Below are 18863 nucleotides of genomic sequence, written 5' to 3' on the forward strand. Positions count from 1 at the left end.
CAAATTAACCCCTAATTTTATCTAGCAAATTACTAAGTAATGCGCCTTCTTCTTCTGATAAGTTTTCTATAAAATCTAGTTTTAAATTAGTGTCTATAAGCTCCAGTAACGCTAACCCTTTCAAAGTAATACTAACATATATAATTCTCTTATCATGCTTTGCCCTTGTTCTTTCTATAAACTTTTTGCCATATAGTTTATCCATTAACCTAGTAGTATTGGGGGCCCTTTCAACCATTCTATCTTTTACAACTTGAACTTTAACAGCCTTCTCTGCTCCTCTTAAAATCCTTAATATATTATACTGCTGTGATGATATTCCGTAATCTTTAAAGAAATCGCTTTCTTTACTATTAATCCAATTAGCCGTATATTTAATATTGAGTAAGGCCTTTACTCTATTGTTCGGAAATTTAGATTTTATATCTTTTGAAATATCTCCCATAATCACATTATACTATACTGTAACAATCTGTTTCACATTCATTTTGCTTCAATTATAAAGATTTTTGTAATCTTGCTACTCCTTCTTTTAACTGCAACTTTAATGATTCATTGATTATTTCTCCATCTTTAAAATTTTCATTAAATTTCGGTAATGAAAAATCAGCTATGATATTTCCACCCATATGAGGAAATCCATTTTTTGCAATTGTCAATACAGAAGCTCCTCCTCTTCCTCCTGGTGAGGTTGCCATTAGAAGCATTGGGATATTACTCCAAAACTTTTGTTCAATGCGAGACATCCAATCAAAGATATTTTTAAATGCCACTGAAAAATTCCCATTGTGTTCTGCTAACGACAAAATGATTCCGTCTGATTCTCTTAACAATTGATAAAAAGCTTTCGCATTTTCTGGAATCCCATTGTCTGTTTCTTCATCAATTCCATAAATTGGCAATGTAAAATCATTTAGATCTAACATATTCGTTTTTATATCATCAGTATCTGATTCTATTAAATTAGAAGCATAAACGACTAATTGTTTATTTATCGAATTCTTACTATTACTTCCTGCAAAACTTATTATTTTTTTCATGACTTTGATGGATTTTCTATTTTATTGTTATGCAATACTTGGCAAATATACGAAAAATATATTCCATGGAATATATTTTACAAAAAGTTAGCTAATAGCTCGTATTCTACAATCAATTTAATATACTTTTATTCCTTATTTTTAGTATTATACATTCCTCAAAAGATGGATTAGGCTCACTTATATAAATCATTCTTGCATTCACTATTGTTGTACCATCTTTAATCATCATTACTACAAAACTTATTTTTTGATGTATTGTTCACAGTAAAAGACACCTCTACATTAAACTTCTGAATATAAACATTATCTCTAATTTTTTATCCATCTGGCACTACGTCTCCAAGTACATTTGTTAATAGATATCTAAATACACGATCGTGTACAAAATTAGATAATGAACTCCCACCTTTATAACAAGTTGTACAATTAACTTGCTTACTAACAAGGCTCTAATTTAAAAAAAAGCTACTAGTTTTACTCTCAGTAAATTTAACTTTTGCTTTTATAGTCATATTGGTATTATTTAAAGTAGATTCTAATAAGGTTCTCAATTTAGACTTTTGATGATGATAAGAAGAGTTCGGCAGGAGGTAGGTACTATGGATTTTAACGCTAGTCAGCTCTAAATATTTTTTTACATTAATAACATTTTACAAAACAAATCTAAAAGGGTACACTATTATGCCTTGGAGGAAGTTATGTAAATGGAGCGCATCGATTTGTCTTGCATTATGGTAAATAGCGTGGGGATTTAGTTTGCATGGAAGGAGTTTTGCCTATTTACTCCTGAAAACACAGGACTTACTACTAATACGATTTAAACTTTAAAATGCGTTATAAATATTTCTTTGTATCTATAATCAGCTACAATTGATTTTATAAGTTCATTGTCCATTTGATTTACAATTTGATATAACCATTGTTTTAATTCTGTCATATTTTGAAAATACTTATTTCTAAAACGATACTTGATATATTGCCATATTTGTTCACAGGGATTAAGTTCTGGTGTGTACGGAGGTATTCTCAAGAGAAAAATATTATCAGGCACATTAATATTTTTTGAGGAATGAAAAGCGGCATTATCTATAACTACAATTTTATATTCGTTAGGATTATGTAGAGAAAAAGCCGCTAAATAGGCTTCAAATATTTTTGAATCTACTCCATTAATTTCCCACACAAAACTATCTCCATTTATAGGAGAATAGCTACCCCACAGGTAAGTATTAGAAAATTTATGTTGGTAAGACACTACTGGTTTTAATCCTACTAACGATAGACATTTACCTACAAAGGTCTTCAGACCAAATCGAGATTCATCTTGAAAATATAAATTGACGCTATCAAATCTATTATTCTTATTTAGACTATCTCTAATCGAATTAAACCTATCAGGAAGTTTTAAAAAATTCAGCCGAAGCATCTTTATCTTTCTTAACGTTACTTTTTCTTGGAACTTTAAGAGTAGTACCTAATTTAGTTTTTAAGTATTTCCAAAGCCATTGATATTCAATCTTAACACCGTGATTTACTTCTAACCACTTTTGAACATCTTTATAACCATTGAATTGAACTCTTTCTTGGTTCAACAGATTCTGTAACTCCTTGTGAATAGCAGGAGTAATTATTTTTGAGGATCTATTACGTTTGTCTGGACTTAGGTAATAATCTATTCCTTTTTCTCTATATATCTTCAACCATCTATGAAGAGTACTATAATTGATAGAAAGGATACTAGCTATTGGACCTAATGTTTTATAACCTCCTGAGCTAATTAAAAACAAAACTTTAAGCTTTTGTGAACTCTTAAAATTGGTTACTTTTTGTTTGTACGATTCTAATGTGTCTAAATCTTCTCTAATACGGATTTGAGTCAGTCTTCCCATACCTTAAAGATAATAAATTTAACTTAAATTAAAGTTTAATTGGTATAATATTATTTTATTTTTCTAATCGGATTATATGTTTTCTATCAGAAACAAAAAACTCAACATTCACTGATGTTGAGTTTTTTATTCCTATCTTCCTCTATAAAAACTATCAATCAATACCTTGCTTAATAGAATCTATTTGCTCTTGAAGCTTCTTAATTTTATCAATTACTTCTTTCCTTTTAGATCTTATCTGTACAGTATCTATCCTAAATTTTTCAGTTTCTAAAGTTCCTACATCTTTCTTATTTTTAAAATAATTATTCGTTATTTCACTTTCTTTCCAAGCTTCTCCTAACTGGTCATAAACTCTCCTATTCCATTTGCTTGGGTGTTTTGCATCTATCCATACTACATCTCTATACTCACTATCTATCAATGCCAAATCTGGTGTTGCAGAACCATCAAAATTATTTGATCCTTCTCTTACTGCCGAAATAGTTCCTAAAAAAAACATTCGTTTTCTACCTGCTATATTTTTGATATACGGTCTGAATTCAACAGGTTTATTTACCGACCAATCAAATTCCTTACGAGATTCTATTACCTTTAAAGGCATTGCTGAAACCCCTGCATATCCCTGCTTTTTAGAAGCGTGATCATAATAATATAATTTATCTGTTCCATCTGCTGGGATAAAAACACTATAAGTTAAACTTGTTCGCTCATCTCCTATAGGCTCTAACCCAAACCAATGATACAATCCATTATAAGTAGCTAATTTTGTTTCTGAAAAGTTAAAATCAGTTACAAAGGGCTGTTGATTTTGATCATCAGATAGATTTGGAATTTTAACTGCCGTTTTCATATTCCAAGGCAAAGGGTCACTGAAACCTCCTATAAACTTTAATGACTCAGCTTGTAATTTAGACACCTTCTCTGATAATATATTTTGCCTTGTTAAATAGGGGTAATTTCCTATTTCTTCTGGAGCGATGTAAGTACCTCTCCCTATTAAAATTCGCTCTACATAATCTTTAAAATTATGCTTTCCATTTTCAATAACCATAACACCTCCGAAGCTAGGATAAGGAAACAAAAAACCTTTCCATTTAATTAAACTTACTACCTGCACCCACTCTCCTTTATCATTCTTCATATAAAACGTATCACTAGGCTCTAAGGTAAATAACTGAAAAAGATTAAATCGTTGCACTACTGCATTGTATGTGTTCCTACTAAACTTTAAGGATTCCCCTATTGAAAACGTAACAGAGATCCTATTCTCATTCGAAAATCTTGGAAATGGTGTTGTACTTGAAACAGAAAATACCTCTTCAATATCATCGCTAACTCCTTGCCAAACATATTTTTCTGTAGGTTGAATTGCCATCGTCCATTTATTAACTGAATCAACTCTAACCAAGTGAGGTAAAGATACATCTTTGGTTTCTCCTACTGATTCATTCGCCATTGAAAAAATATTACGCAAAGGTTGTATTCTCTCATTTTGCGTTAATGGTAATTCATTTATTTGAATTTTATTTAAATGATTAAAAACATTGTAAGTTTTCATATAATCATACATTTTAAAATGCCAACCAACTATATATAAAAAACTAATAAAGAATATACTACCTCCTAAAATTAATATTCTCTTTCCTAAATTTGATGTCTTTCTAAAATTTCTTATTCCTAAAATTAGCACTGTTATGCTTAACAGAAACATGAATATATATTTTCTAAAAAATAACAATAAAGGCTGATAATCATCTCTTAAAATAAATAAAGTTACCAATATTAAAAAAGATAATAATATCACCCTTCTCTTTTCTTTTCCTCCTTTTTGCCAATATTTTTTAATCATCCTGTTATATTTTTTTAATCTCTTCAATGGTTTTCTGTATAAAACCTCTTACATTAGCTGTACATCGCTCACTCTAAATTAAAATATTTTTATATTTTCTTTCCACTAATTTATGCCCTTACTTTCTACAATAACCCTTTGTCTTTTAGCCTTTCTCTGGCACTTTTTTCTTCTTTTTTAGAGCCTTCTTCTGTTTTCTTTTCTGAAATCGGAGTAATGTTTTCAGTCGTTAAGTTTTCTATAAACTCTTTTCCTTTTCCTATAGAATCCTCTACCATACCTTCTATCAATTCTGACTGTTCTTCTATTATTTCTGTTGATTTTATAATAAAACCCGCTACATAAGTTCCTATCACAGTACCTATAATCATAGAAATGAAAACAGATACTACCCCTATTGTTATTGGAATTATCAATTGAAGTATAACCGTTGCGATTAAAAAAAATGCGGTAACAAAGACTAATCGCAGTAAAAAAGTTTGCTGATACACAAATCCTTTACGATCTGTCAACCCCATCTGCAAATCTTTAGAGTTCAACATCTTATCCAAAAACCTATATCCCCTATTTCCTTTAGACTCTCTCCAATACAATAGTATTCCTAATAATATAGCTGCTATAAATACGATAAGTTCTGACGTCATGATTATATGTTTTTGTTAATTGTTGTAATTACCCAATTTTGCATAGACTCACTCCAATTCAAATACTTCTTATAAAACTGTTCTTTCTCATACCAATATAAGAACAATACATCATTTGGCGCTATGTTTACTAACAATTTCCAAACTAAATCTTGATCCTTAACACCTAATGAGCTATGCGGTTTATGGAGTGAAAAATATATTTCTCGATCAATGATATCGTGCATCTGAACTTTAGTATCTTTTTTTATCTTTTCTAAATACCTATCTACACTCATTACTTCTTTACGAGCTTCAATACTAATTTTATTCAAATAACTTTTAAATAGCATTTCATCTTCTAAAATAGTTTCTATCGGATGGCGAGTGTTTTTTAAATATTTTGAGAATAAAAATTTTTTAATTCTTTCATAACGCTTTAGAGTCATTTTTTCTTCTAAATCACATTCTATTATCAAGTGGTCACGTAACTTTTCTACCAGCTCTGCATGTGATATATGATACATCAAAACCTGATACTCTGTATCTTTAACAGCTTCTTTGTAAGCTTTTTCTTCTTCAAAAACTAAAATTGGATCTAAAAAATCACGCAACAAATAAATACCGCCAAACGCCTTTGTATAAAAAGAATCCGTTTTAAAAGTAATTTTTTCTAACGTTAAATCTCGATCTCTTAAATCTCCATATCTTTTTCCTGAATCCAATAATTGTTGGTGTATATTTTCATTTATAAAGTTATTTTCTTCATGAAAAGTTTCAATAAGCTTTAACTGTTCTTCTTTTGCTTGGTCCAAATCATCTATTAATCGAAAACAAATGGTAATATCTCTATATTTTAAAATATCCAATGGAGTATAAAAAACATCTATTTCCTGATCAAAATCCACACAAATTGCTGAATCACGCGTTATATCTTGAATTTTCTCTCCATAAGTTTTAAATACCAATTTCATCAAATCTTTATCAAAAGAGTGAAATGGATTATATACGGGGAGTCCTTTTTGAAGTGGCGTAACGATAATACAATGCGGATTCGCATCTCCATTATTTAAATAATAAGTACTTTTCTTTTCTTCTGCTACCTCTGGACTCCAACCAATTCCATCAATATAAAAAGAGGCTAATGTAGTTTCTGATAATCCTAACATCAACAAGCATTTATTATAGCGCTCTACCAGCTCTCCACTAATAAAAACCAATTCACCTCTATATAGGCTAGCTTTTTTTAATTTTTGCATTCAATTAAATTATTTATTTTGGCATATTGTAATAAAATTATTGTTTTAGCATCTTTAATTTCTCCTGTTGCAACCATACGCAATGCTTCTTCAAAAGGTATTTCCAGCACCTCTATATCTTCTGCCTCTGATACTAAACCTCCTCCTTTACTAACTTTCATATCATCCGTATATTCCCCTATAAAATAATATAACATTTCAGTAACTGAACCTGGAGAAGAATATAATTCTAAAATTTTTTCTACCTTCTTTATTCTATATCCTGTTTCTTCTTCCGTTTCTTTAATAATACAATCTTTTTCATTGTCTCCATCCAATGACCCCGCGCATGCTTCTATAAGATACCCTCTTTTATTTCCATTAATATAAGTTGGCATTCTAAACTGCTTTATCAAAACAACCGTTTTCTTTTTTTTATTATACAAAAGAATGACAGCTCCATTACCTCTATCATAACACTCTCTTGATTGAGTTACCCAAGTTTTGTCAGTTAATTGATAATCGAAAGTAAGCTTATTTAAAACATACCAATCATCTGATAAAAGCTCTTTTCTTATATTTTTAACCCTATTATTTTCCATTCTAAAGTAAGTCTTTTTTATATTAATTACGATACTAGTGTGTAAAATTAGCTTAGTTATAAAACTGTTCTTGCTAAAATTACTTACCCCTAAAGTATCTTTTATCAAAAATCGTTCAAATTAGTATTCTCTTATGTTAAATAAATTAAAACACATAATCTCTTCGTCTTTCTATAATTTAATTACTACCCTTTTAGCCTAGAAGTTTGATGGTAATTTATTAAACTTTCTTCAATAGTCAAATCCCATTCAGCTTCACAAATAGAGGAGATTCGATGTTTTTTTAATATTTGAAGCGCTTCTTCAATTTCCTTTAAAATGGTTTCATATACAGGAAACTTAATTCCATAAACTTTTTTGATTATCAAACTATTTGAATTCCAAGTATATTGCCTCTTATTTAACTTATATAACCTTTCAAAAAGAGCTCTTGAAATATATTGTTGTTCTTGCTTTGGGTTAAATAATATCATTATTTCAATCCATCTTTGGTGATCTAAAAGCTCTTTTTCACTTGAAATAATACAATAATAGTTATCAATATACCCTGACACACTAACGTTATTATTTTCAAAACCAGTTTCTATAAACTTAGTAAACAGTTGTTTTTTCAAAGCTCTTTTCCTATCTCTAAACCTTATGCTATCTCCATATTTATAATAATAGGTTCCTACCAAGATTGTTATTATTATAGCCAATGTAAACATAGAGACCAACATTTCTAACCTTTCTTCAGCCTTGTGATTTAAAAGAAAAACAGGAAACATCATTCCAATCGAAGTTCCAAAAACAGGAAGATAATATGCAATAAAATTAGCTTTCATTAGCTTTCGTACCCCTTGCTTTCAAATTCCTTTCTCGCTTTTAAATCAACTGTCAACTGATTTACTCTTTCAGCTACCTTTCTCTTAAAATCAGTATCAGCAATGGTTGCTACATTATCTAGATAACGCACAACTTCTTGTCTTCTTACTTCAGAAAAATTTAACCCTTTCATGTTTGATTTCATCAATTCTTGAAGCATATGAAACTTTGTTTTATAGTTTTGCTTAAAATAAAATTCTGGATTCTCAAACCAATCTTGTTCTAAATCAAAATCTGTTAACCTTAATGAAATAGCTGATTGAATATTACGCACATCTCTTGATGAGAAAAAAGGAAATATCTGTTGAATTTCTTTGTATAATGTTGCATAAAATAAGTGCTGATTTGTTTTATGTAGTTTTTCAGCCTTATCATAAGCATCTAAAACCCGTTGTTCTGTAGGCTTTTCTATAGTATTTAAAATATCTCCCATATTTTTTGCCAACCCTTGATCTTTTAAATATTTATAATCTGATGGACTTGCCATATTCACAAAATCGGGCATTGTTTTTTCCAACTTACGCCACCATAAATGATCTTGATCTAGAAAATCATGTGTTGTTCTTGCTCCATCTATCTTAAATCTTCCCTGTACGCGAGATATTACTGCTTTATCTAGCATCTCTGGTAAATTTGTAAACAACCCTATCGAGCTATTTCCATAATTTACAGCATAAGCACCCTCCGTATAACGTAGAAAAACTCCTATTACTTCTTTCACTCCGGCTGAAACCCCTTGAGTTGTTCGTTCTTGCAAGTTATTTTCTGCATCATCTATAGGTGCAAAAATTAACTTTGTAGGATCTTGCATTGGCTTCATCCATCCTACCATTTTTTCTGCTGAACCGCCTTGAAAAGTAGAAATCAATGTATCAGGCATCGGGTGAAATAAGAATGGAATCTGTAAATGATCGCAATGTTCTTTTAAACGAGTTGCTATAGCTGCTATCAACATACTTTTTCCTGTTCCAGGAATTCCATACCCCATAAAAACAGGCATAAAACCACCCAGCTCTTGAAAGGGATTCTTTTGTGTGTCGAAATCGTAACTTAACATTCTTTCTGTTAACCTTCTTGCAAAATGCTTTGCATCCCTATTTCCTACAATTTGCTCAAATTGAATCTTATTAAACACAACACTTTTAGCAGTTCCTGAAAAAACATTCTCCCACCCTGAAATTGTAAATTCACTATTTTCTAGTTTATAGGTTCTATCAAGTATGGTTTCTGTATATTCTAAGCTACTTTTTCTAAGTTGAATTTCATCTATTAAAGCTTCAAAATAAACGACTGTAAAATCAAGGACATCTTTATCTGACTTTATAATATCTGGGTGTCCTAAATATTTTTCGTAGTAAAACAGACTACAAGCAACTCCTTTTAATGGCGACAATAATGAAACTTCTGGAATTCCAGCAAACTTTTGCTTCATGACAGACAAATCATCTGATGCTTGCGGTTTTAAATCATATAAAATCTTATACGAACTCGCAAATAATTGAAATGCTGTTGCTGTTTGCATTTTGCTTTCAAATGCTCTTTTTCTACTTGAATCTAATGCTGAATTCCTTTCCACTAAACTTGACAATCCCGAAGCATCATAATAACTATCTTTGATCCAAATCCCTAAGGTATATCCTTCTTGAATTGCATATAATGTTTGATTCAAATATATAGGTATTGCAATAGCATCTGGCAGCAATCGTTTTTTTAAAGCTAATACCGTTTTTGATATAGAGGTTATTTCCAAGACTCCACTGCCATTATTAGCTCTTGATAAATACAATAAAATGGATTCATCTTTGGAGTTTTTATCTTTATTTCTTGCTCGTTGCCCTTGCTTCCATTGAATACTTTTTAAATACCCACTTGCTTCTTCTCGAAGTAGCGCTAGTTCATTTTGTTTTATTGGGAAAGTCGAATTCTGCTCCATAGTTTTTTATTTGTACTTGATTAATAGCATAATATAGCTATTTCTTTTATTTTTTTTTATAAGGGTTTATTAAGTTTGTGTTAGGCAAAGGAGTATTCTTTTTTAGGTATTTATTAAACCAACCTATTATATCCTTGAATTTTTCTTTTCTAAACTGAGAAATCCCATGGTTTCCTCCTTCGTAAATTTTTAAACGATATGGTATTTTATATTTCTGAAATTCTAGAGCCAATTCTAAACTCTGAGTTGCCCTCACATTCCAGTCTGCACTACCGTGTAATAAAAAGATAGGAACATTTTTTGGAAATTTATTTACCCATTTTATAGCAGAGCGCTTTGTTAACGCTGCTTCTTTATTTTTATAGTAATTAGGAATCAATTCTGCTAGGACTTTAGTTTCCATATTAGGCCGAGCTTGAATAGCCTTAAAGCTATTGGATACAGCACCTCCTATAACAGCTGTTTTTATTTTATTTGTTTGGGTTAATACTTTATAGGCCATCATTCCTCCTCTACTCCAACCCAATAAACCTATTTTGTCAGCAGCTACATTAGGTAGTTCTTTGACAACATCCAATAACGCTAAAACATCATTAACATCTTCTCCTCCAAATTGATCTTTTCCTTCACTATTTCCTCCTCCTCTATAATTACACCCTATTACTACATATCCTTTACTCGCTAGGTAAGAAAAATATGACACCACACCTATTCCTTTATTTTCTCGGCTTCTAAACAATCCTAAGGCATTAAAATTTCTATTTCCTCCTCTATTAAATACTATAACTGGGTACTTTTTTTTCTTTTTAGGAATTGCTGCAAAAGCTTCTATTTTTAACCCATTGCTTAAATACTTGATTTTAAAAATATCAATACTATCTAATCTTTTATAAGGTTTCTTAAATATTTTTTCTTTTTGATTTTTATATACCTTAACTGCATAATCACTCCAATTTACCTTTTCCTTCTCTATAATTTTAACTTCCTGCCCTCGTATGCTAAAAGTAACAAAATATAGTAGTAACAGGCATATATATCTATTCATTTTCATTTCATTTTGATATCCGCCATTTGGATTGGCGGTTTTGCTAAACTATTTAGCTTTTTAGGCACTTTATTATGTAGCATTTGTATGATACGGTGCGGCGCAAAAATATATTTCTGATAAGCTACTTCACCCCATTTTTGCATTATTTGTTTTGAAAAAAAACCACCTTCCTCAAAAGTATTTCCTGAAAAAACTTCATCTATTTTGAAAGATAATGCATATGATTCTAAAGATATTTCTTTTTTAGCGATTCCTTCTAAAATAGCATGAGTAATTTCGTTTTCATCTTTTGCAAAAATATTATGTAAAGGGCCTAAATCTATTCTTTTGATATGCTTTGGATGAATATCTGGCAACTTTTTATCAATATTGTATGCCATAGTATCTAATGGCATTTCCCTATCAGCACTTTCTTTCAATACTTGATACAGTAATTCTTTTCTTCTTTCTATCGATTTCCCTTTATATTCAAAATACATAAAACAGATATAAGGTCTGTTTTTACTGATATCATAAAAACTCCAACTTGTCAAAAAACTTCCATTACTTTTATTAGAAGCTTCTATTATTTTTCCTTGTACAAATCTGTTAAATATATAGTTTTGATTTACCGAAGAATAATAAATTATTGAAGCAGCCTGAAATAAACGATTTTTTCTTACGGGCTCTTTTTTTCGAAGCAATGTATTTAAAAATTCTTCTTTTAAGTTTTTTGCGTCTTGTAATTTCGTTAAATAGTCGTTACGCAACGCTAAATCATTATATAAATATCTAAATTCAAGGTAATTTGGAAATCCAGAATCCGTTAAATCTACTTTCATATTACTTTCTTCATCATACATATACTTGATACGCATCGCTTCTATTGAGTAAAGTAGTAAATCAGTATATTGTTTAAACAGTGTTATTTCTTGATGGTTACACAAACTATTTTGTTGTACCCTTACAATAAGTTCTTTCAAGATAAAATCCACCATCTTATGATAGAAAACATATTGCTCTTTAGAATTTAAAATTGCCGAATCTAAAGGTGTTACAATCATATTATTTTATATTTTCAATAAACAGTATTCATGATACAAATTTGAATACTGTTTATTGGAGATGGTATTTCTTTAAGATAGCATATCATCATTATCAGGAGCAGTCTTAACTGCTTCTTTTGGTTTTTCTTCAGAAGTTTTCTTATTACCCGCTGTTTTATAATAATCAGCAAAGAGCTCCTTCATATCAATACCATAACGATCTGCAAAATTCTTTTGAATATCTGTATCTTTTTCTCTGATTTCCTGCAACGCTTCTGCATAAGTACTATACACCCCTTTCATGACCTTTTCATGAACTGGTATATTATCCATCATTTCTTGACGCGCTCTTGCACTCGCTGTATGCATAGAAGCCAATGTTTGCCCTATATGCTCATCTGTTTTTACTCCTAAATGCTCCAAAATAGCAGCAAATTCCTGATCTGTCCTTGCTTTTAAAGCTACTACATAACCATCATAATACTTCAGCCTTTCCTCTGTATCTGACTTTAACTTTGCTCTATGCGTTTGTAAATTACTACGTAAAGAGGTCAATACTTTTATTGTTAAATTATGCTTATGTACAAAGCTATCTTTACTAGCTGCCAATGTAGTATATGCATTTTTAAGTCCCTCTAACTCTTCTACTTTTTGCTCTATAGTAGTCACTTTACCAACTACTTCTGCATAGGCTGCAGATTGCTTATCTACAATTTCCTCTAACGCTTGACGAGCTTGCTTTAACAACACGTATTCAGCTTCCAATTTATCTTCTACCTCTTTCTTTTTTTCTAAGGCTTTCGTATGGTTTTTCGTTGCTTCAACAATAGCTGTCTGTAACTTATCTTCTACTTCTTTTATTTCTACCTCACGAGTTTTTAAACGAGATACTGCGGCTTGAGATTTATACGATAACTCTCCCAGTAATGTTTCTATATCTGCGCTTTCAATACGTTCTTGAAACATTGCCTTAGCTTTATTATCCGCTCCATCTCTTGTTTTTTGCGCTTCCTTTAATTCTTCTCCAGCTCTTTTAATCTTACCTTTCCTTCCTAGGAGGTTATTCCACCATGTATCTGGTTTATTTTCTGCATCCTCTAACTCTATTTTAGCACGCTCTAGTGCTTTTTGAGCATTATCAATAATCTTTTGCTCTGCTGCATTTAATGTTGAAAACTTTTCAAAAATAATACCTACCTCATCTTGGTAATCTGTTAAATCTTTGATTGCATCTAAAAGTGTTGTTCTATCTTTCTCGGCCATATTCACAACATCATCTAGAGTTGCATTTAGTATCTTTTGGCGAGTTTCTGGATCTTCTTCTTGTGCTAATTTAGACTTCATTGTATCAATTGTCTTACCCCAATTGACATCTACCTTTTCTGTTTTTTCATTAGAATTAGTTTCTAATAAATCGAAATCATCAGACATGCTATTTTGTGTTTTTTTTAGTTGAACAATTTTTAGAGGAGCAATTTCGTTATTTTTTTTTATTAATAACATATTTTGCTCAAAATATATGTAACTCTTTTTCTTATTTTGTTACATCACACCGCTTCTTCTTCCTAAAAAAAGAAAACACCATTAAAGATTTTCTATTTTTTTATCTTAAGCCATCTAAAAAACAATACTTTTCTTCCATAAATAATGATGCCATTAAGGAGCTGTCATAAATTTAACACTTCTAAAAAGCTCCCTTGATAATGATCAAGGAAGCTACTTCACTACTAAAAATTTATAAAACAACTAATTATAAATTCTTTTCTATTAAAAAACATTCTTTAAAGCTAAACTAGAGCTTTCTTTACTTCCTGCTTACCTGTTTCAAATTGATTAGAAGTATTTTTCTCTCCTCCCGCTTTTAGTGCTTTATCTCCAGCAAAAAACACCTTATGATCATCTCCTAAATTTGAACCTGCCATTCGCTGATGCTTAACACATGAAACTCCTTTACGTATTTCTTGTCGTTGTACTCCTCTCACATAAGCTAACATACCTTCTTTTCCAAAATAGCCCTCTGTAAGATCATTCATATGAAGTGCTGTTGTATGGTAAGTAGGTAACGTGATTAAATGATGAAAGATCCCAGCTTCTCTTGCCCCATCTTCCTGAAAAGTTCGAATCTTCTCATCTGCTAATTTACACAGTTCAGATCCATCATATCTAGCATCCATTAAGTTATTCTTATCATACATCGAAACATCTTTCCCTTCTGCCTCCATCGCTTCATAAACTTGGTTACGAAAATTAAGTGTCCAATTAAACGAGGGTGAATTATTATATACCAATTTTGCATTTGGAATCACTTCTCTTACCCTGTTTACCATATGAGCGATTTGTCCTACGTGTGGTGTTGGAGTTTCAATCCACAACAAATCAGCTCCATTTTTAAGACTTGTAATACAATCTAGCACTACCCTATCTATATTAGAACCCTCCTTAAATTTATATAACCCATTTGCCAACCTCATAGGACGAACCAACTTCCCTTCCCTTTTTAATAATATATCACCTTCATTAGCTTCTTCAACACTCAATTCCTCTGTTTCTACAAATGCTAAATATCTTGACGCTAAATCACCCGATTCCTGACTAACAGGTAGTTTTTGAGTAAGTCCTGCCCCTTCAGAATCTGTTCTTGCTACAATAATTCCTTCTTCTATCCCTAATTCTAGGAAAGCATATCTAATTGCATTTAATTTAGCTATAAAATCTTCATGAGGTACCGTTACCTTACCGTCTTGATGCCCACATTGTTTAGCATCTGACACTTGATTTTCTATTTGAATAGCACAAGCTCCAGCTTCTATCATCTTTTTTGCTAGCAAATAAGTAGCTTCTTCATTTCCAAATCCAGCATCTATATCAGCTATAATAGGCACTATATGCGTCTCAAAATTATCTATTCGTTCTTGTACATCCTCCCCTTTTTCAAGTCTTCTAAATAAATCATTCAATTCAATAGCATCTGCTTGACGTAAAAAATCATAAATTTCTTTAATCAGAGCAGGAACTGCTGTTTTCTCATGCATAGATTGATCTGGTAATGGTCCAAATTCTGAGCGCAAGGCAGCCACCATCCATCCTGAAAGATACAAGTACCTCTTACTAGTTGTTTTATGATGCTTTTTAATAGCAATCATCTTTTGTTGAGCCACAAACCCATGCCAGCATCCTAATGATTGTGTATATTTTGAGGCATCTGCATCATAAGCAGCCATATCTTCTCTCATAATAGCTGCCGTATATTTAGCAATATCTAAGCCTGTTTTAAAACGATTTTGAACAATCATTTTAGCAGCATTTTCAGGAGTTATAGCATTCCAAGTATCCCCATATTTCTTTTTAAGAGATTTTACTATTTCTAACGCTGAATTATAACTTCCTTGAGCTAAATTTTTCATAAATTTGTTTTTTAATGAGTTATTTTATTATCGGATAACCTCCCCTTTAAAATGTTGCCGCATTTTTTAGGGGCTTTTTTATTTATTATATTATATCTCTTTATATATATTGGTATGCAGGCAATGTTAGAAACTCTACAAAATCTCTAGTTAGCACTAAGTCGTCAAAAATTTGAATAGCCTTATCAAACTCTCCCTCTTCATACTGAGAGTGTCCTACATATTTTTTTATCTGCGCTATTTCTTCTAACTTTAATTGTTCATACATTTCCATAGAAAAATTCGTACCTCCTTCTAGCTCAGCATTATTATGCAACCATTGCCATACTTGAGTTCTTGATATTTCTGCTGTAGCGGCATCTTCCATCAAATTATATATTGCCGCAGCACCATTTCCTCTCAACCATGATTCTATATACAAAATACCTACATTAATATTTTTACGAATCCCTTCCTCTGTTATGGTTCCTTTTGGCCATTCTACTAAATCTTCTTCGGTTACATTCACATCCTCTCTGGTAACATGAATTTGATTTTTTGTTTTCATATATTTATCAAAAACCTCTGTTGCCAATGCAACCATTCCTGGGTGAGCAACCCAAGTTCCGTCATGTCCATTTTTAACCTCTTGCTCCTTATCTTTTTTCACCTTAGCATAAGCCAATACGTTCGCTTCCTCATTGTTTTTTATTGGTATTTGCGCCGCCATTCCCCCCATAGCATGTACTTTTCTTTTATGGCAACGTTGGATTACCCGTAATGAATATGCCTTCATAAAGGGAGTTGTCATTGTCACCTGATCTCTATTAGGCACTAAAAAATCTGAATGGTTTCTAAATTTCTTGATATATGAAAAAATATAATCCCATCTTCCGCAATTTAGACCTGCCATATGCTCCTTTAGTTCATAGATAATTTCGTCTAATTGAAAACTAGCCGTAATGGTTTCAATCAATACCGTTGCTTTTATTGACTTTTGGGGGATATTCAAATAATCTTGCGAAAAAACAAACACATCATTCCACCAGCGAGCTTCTGTATAGTGTTCTAATTTTGGTAAATAGAAATAAGCTCCTGAACCTTTTTTTCTCAATGTTTTTATATTATGAAAAAAATACAGCCCAAAATCTACTAAAGATCCCGACATTTCAACACCTTCAACTAAAAAATGTTTTTCATTTAAATGCAACCCTCTTGGACGAACTAACAAAGTAGCTACTTTGTCATTTAATTGATAGGATTTATCCTTTTTTTCATTATAAAAAGAAATAGTTCCATTAACAGCATCTCTTAGATTCATTTGACCATTTAACTGATTTACAACCCCTGGAGAATTACTATCTTCAAAATCTGCCATAAATGTTTTAGCTCCAGAGTTCAATGCATTGATAACCATTTTTCTATCCACTGGACCTGTAATTTCAACCCTCCTATCTAGCAGATCTTCTGGCAATTCTGCACACACCCAATTCCCTTCACGAATATCTTTTGTTTCTATTGGAAAAGTAGGATATTTTCCTGTATCAAAAACATCCTGTTTTCGTTGTCGCTCCTCTAGCAACATCAATCGTTTATTATTAAACCTATCATGTAACTCTAATAGAAAAACCTTCGCTTCATCTGATAAAATCTCCCGATACCGATGCGATTCAAACCCCTTAAAATCAACTTCCTTTATACTATTTTTTTGTTCCATGATTATTTATTTTTTCAATTTTACATTACAATATTATAAAATATAATTGAACTCTACAAGCGAACGTTCGCTAAAATTAATAAAATATTATTTTTTATTAATTCGCTAATTTACATACCTTTGAATTACGAATATTTTAATTGATTATCTTGGAAGAAGAATATATCCGCTTAATTTTTGGACTCAAATTAAAACAAATACGAACTGAAAGAAAGCTTTCTCTCTTTGGCTTAGCTAAACTTACTGGTTTATCTAAATCGTATTTAAATGAAATTGAAAAAGGAAAAAAATACCCAAAAACCGATAAAATTGTACTTTTATCAGAAAACCTAGAAGTTCCTTATGACCACTTAGTTTCTTTGAAATTAGATAAAAACTTAGCTCCTATAGGAGAAATTTTACAATCAAAGATTCTTAAAGAAATTCCGTTAGACTTATTTGGCATTAAAGAAAATAACTTAATTGATATCATAGCAAATGCTCCTGCTAAGGTAAATGCTTTTATTAGCACTATTATTAAAATTTCTCAAAACTACAACTTAACAAGAGAAAGCTTTTTTTTGGCCGCTCTTCGCTCTTATCAAGAAGCGCATAATAATTATTTTGAAGAAATTGAAAATGAAGTCGAAAATTTTGCCAAATCATACCATATCGATTTAACCCAACCTATACTTTCTAAGGATTTAAAAGAAATACTAATAGAAGAATTTCATTACACAATTAACGATAAAGAGCTTTCCAAACACGAGAACTTATCAGAATTAAGAACTATTTTCATCCCCAAGAAAAACACCTTACTTATATATGACAAGATAAGTGAAGCTCAAAAAACGTTTATCTATGCTAAAGAACTAGCTTATAATTTTTTAAACATAAAAAACAGGCTATATACATTTCCTTGGGTTAAATTTGACAGTTTTGATCAGGTTTTAAACAACTTTATTGCTTCTTATTTTGCTGGCGCTCTGATCATTCCTAAAAATACTATCACAGAGCAACTAACAAATTTCTTTGCCTTAGATAATTGGAACCCTTTTGAATTACATAAAATAATCAAACACTATAATTGCTCGCACGAAACCTTCTACCAACGATTAACTAATATATTGCCTAAACACTTTAATATCAAAAATCTGTTTTTTTTGCGATTCACTCACAAAAAGAATTCTCCTTTATACAGATTAAACAAAGAACTCCACATTACTCAGCAACAGGCACCTCATGCAAATAGAAACAATGAGCACTACTGTAGAAGATGGATTTCTATAAAGACCATTCAAGATTTAGAAAATTCAAAAAACAACAAAGCTACTTTTGGGGTTCAAATCTCCTCTTATAAAAATCAGAAACACGAATACCTTGTGTTATCTTCTGCAACACCTGATCCTTTTAAAAAAGAAATTACTCGAAGTGTAAGCATCGGAATGCTATTATCTCCGCATTTAAAAAAGAAACTTCATTTTTTTAAAGAAGGGGTTTTTAACAAAAATACTGTAGGAGTCACTTGCGAAACATGCCCTGTTCAAAACTGCTTAGAGCGCGTTGCAGAACCCTGGAGGTTAGAACGTCAAAATCAACACTATGAGATTGAAAAGACCGTAGAAAATATCATTCTCTCATATCAATAAAACATACTTGAATTTTCT

The 18863-nt window shown here is 31.1% G+C and carries 16 protein-coding genes; 1 reads left to right on the plus strand and 15 read right to left on the minus strand.

Annotation, left to right across the window (positions count from 1 at the left end; genetic code table 11):
- Positions 1 to 4 precede the first annotated feature (4 nt).
- The 15 genes from MARIT_RS10340 to aceB form a co-directional block, all read right to left on the minus strand.
- Positions 5 to 445: a MarR family winged helix-turn-helix transcriptional regulator gene (locus MARIT_RS10340; protein ID WP_024740967.1), complete on the minus strand. Its 441-nt coding sequence runs from the start codon at positions 443 to 445 to the stop codon at positions 5 to 7.
- 52 nt (positions 446 to 497) lie between these two features.
- Positions 498 to 1040: an NADPH-dependent FMN reductase gene (locus MARIT_RS10345; RefSeq protein ID WP_024740968.1), complete on the minus strand. Its 543-nt coding sequence runs from the start codon at positions 1038 to 1040 to the stop codon at positions 498 to 500.
- Positions 1041 to 1860: 820 nt separating this feature from the next.
- A complete protein-coding gene (locus MARIT_RS10350) occupies positions 1861 to 2469 on the minus strand; it encodes an IS630 family transposase (protein ID WP_100211083.1) in 609 nt (202 codons plus the stop codon).
- Positions 2438 to 2932, minus strand: coding sequence for a helix-turn-helix domain-containing protein (locus MARIT_RS10355; RefSeq protein WP_024742594.1), 495 nt, complete (start codon positions 2930 to 2932; stop codon positions 2438 to 2440). Before MARIT_RS10355 ends, MARIT_RS10350 begins: the two co-directional genes overlap by 32 nt.
- Positions 2933 to 3086: 154 nt before the next feature.
- Entirely contained in the window at positions 3087 to 4784 is a 1698-nt protein-coding gene (locus MARIT_RS10360) for a hypothetical protein (protein ID WP_100211476.1), read from the minus strand.
- 125 nt (positions 4785 to 4909) lie between these two features.
- A complete protein-coding gene (locus MARIT_RS10365; protein ID WP_100211477.1) occupies positions 4910 to 5428 on the minus strand; it encodes a hypothetical protein in 519 nt (172 codons plus the stop codon).
- 2 nt (positions 5429 to 5430) lie between these two features.
- Positions 5431 to 6666, minus strand: a complete 1236-nt coding sequence (locus MARIT_RS10370) for a DUF6638 family protein (protein WP_100211478.1) — start codon at positions 6664 to 6666, stop codon at positions 5431 to 5433.
- Positions 6654 to 7247, minus strand: a complete 594-nt coding sequence (locus MARIT_RS10375; protein WP_024740972.1) for an NUDIX domain-containing protein — start codon at positions 7245 to 7247, stop codon at positions 6654 to 6656. The genes MARIT_RS10370 and MARIT_RS10375 overlap by 13 nt, the downstream gene beginning before the upstream one ends.
- Positions 7248 to 7432: 185 nt before the next feature.
- Complete coding sequence (locus tag MARIT_RS10380; protein WP_100211479.1) at positions 7433 to 8071, minus strand: hypothetical protein; 639 nt, start codon at positions 8069 to 8071, stop codon at positions 7433 to 7435.
- Entirely contained in the window at positions 8071 to 10044 is a 1974-nt protein-coding gene (locus tag MARIT_RS10385; RefSeq protein ID WP_100211480.1) for an AAA family ATPase, read from the minus strand. The genes MARIT_RS10380 and MARIT_RS10385 overlap by 1 nt, the downstream gene beginning before the upstream one ends.
- Before the next feature lie 46 nt (positions 10045 to 10090).
- Positions 10091 to 11089 carry an alpha/beta hydrolase family protein gene (locus tag MARIT_RS10390; RefSeq protein ID WP_157926250.1) on the minus strand — a complete coding sequence of 333 codons (999 nt, stop codon included), beginning with the start codon at positions 11087 to 11089 and terminating at the stop codon, positions 10091 to 10093.
- A gap of 2 nt (positions 11090 to 11091) precedes the next feature.
- Complete coding sequence (locus MARIT_RS10395; RefSeq protein WP_100211482.1) at positions 11092 to 12135, minus strand: hypothetical protein; 1044 nt, start codon at positions 12133 to 12135, stop codon at positions 11092 to 11094.
- 72 nt (positions 12136 to 12207) lie between these two features.
- Positions 12208 to 13548 carry a coiled-coil domain-containing protein gene (locus tag MARIT_RS10400; RefSeq protein WP_024740977.1) on the minus strand — a complete coding sequence of 447 codons (1341 nt, stop codon included), beginning with the start codon at positions 13546 to 13548 and terminating at the stop codon, positions 12208 to 12210.
- A 356-nt stretch (positions 13549 to 13904) separates the two neighbouring features.
- Positions 13905 to 15521, minus strand: a complete 1617-nt coding sequence (locus MARIT_RS10405) for an isocitrate lyase (protein ID WP_100211483.1) — start codon at positions 15519 to 15521, stop codon at positions 13905 to 13907.
- A gap of 100 nt (positions 15522 to 15621) precedes the next feature.
- Positions 15622 to 17217, minus strand: coding sequence for a malate synthase A (gene aceB, locus MARIT_RS10410; RefSeq protein WP_100211484.1), 1596 nt, complete (start codon positions 17215 to 17217; stop codon positions 15622 to 15624).
- Positions 17218 to 17366: 149 nt separating this feature from the next.
- Between aceB and MARIT_RS10415 the strand changes: the two genes are divergently transcribed.
- Positions 17367 to 18845, plus strand: coding sequence for a helix-turn-helix domain-containing protein (locus MARIT_RS10415; RefSeq protein ID WP_167381783.1), 1479 nt, complete (start codon positions 17367 to 17369; stop codon positions 18843 to 18845).
- The last annotated feature ends 18 nt before the right edge of the window (positions 18846 to 18863 follow it).

The sequence above is a fragment of the Tenacibaculum maritimum NCIMB 2154 genome (assembly GCF_900119795.1).
In the GTDB taxonomy this organism is placed as follows: domain Bacteria; phylum Bacteroidota; class Bacteroidia; order Flavobacteriales; family Flavobacteriaceae; genus Polaribacter; species Polaribacter maritimus.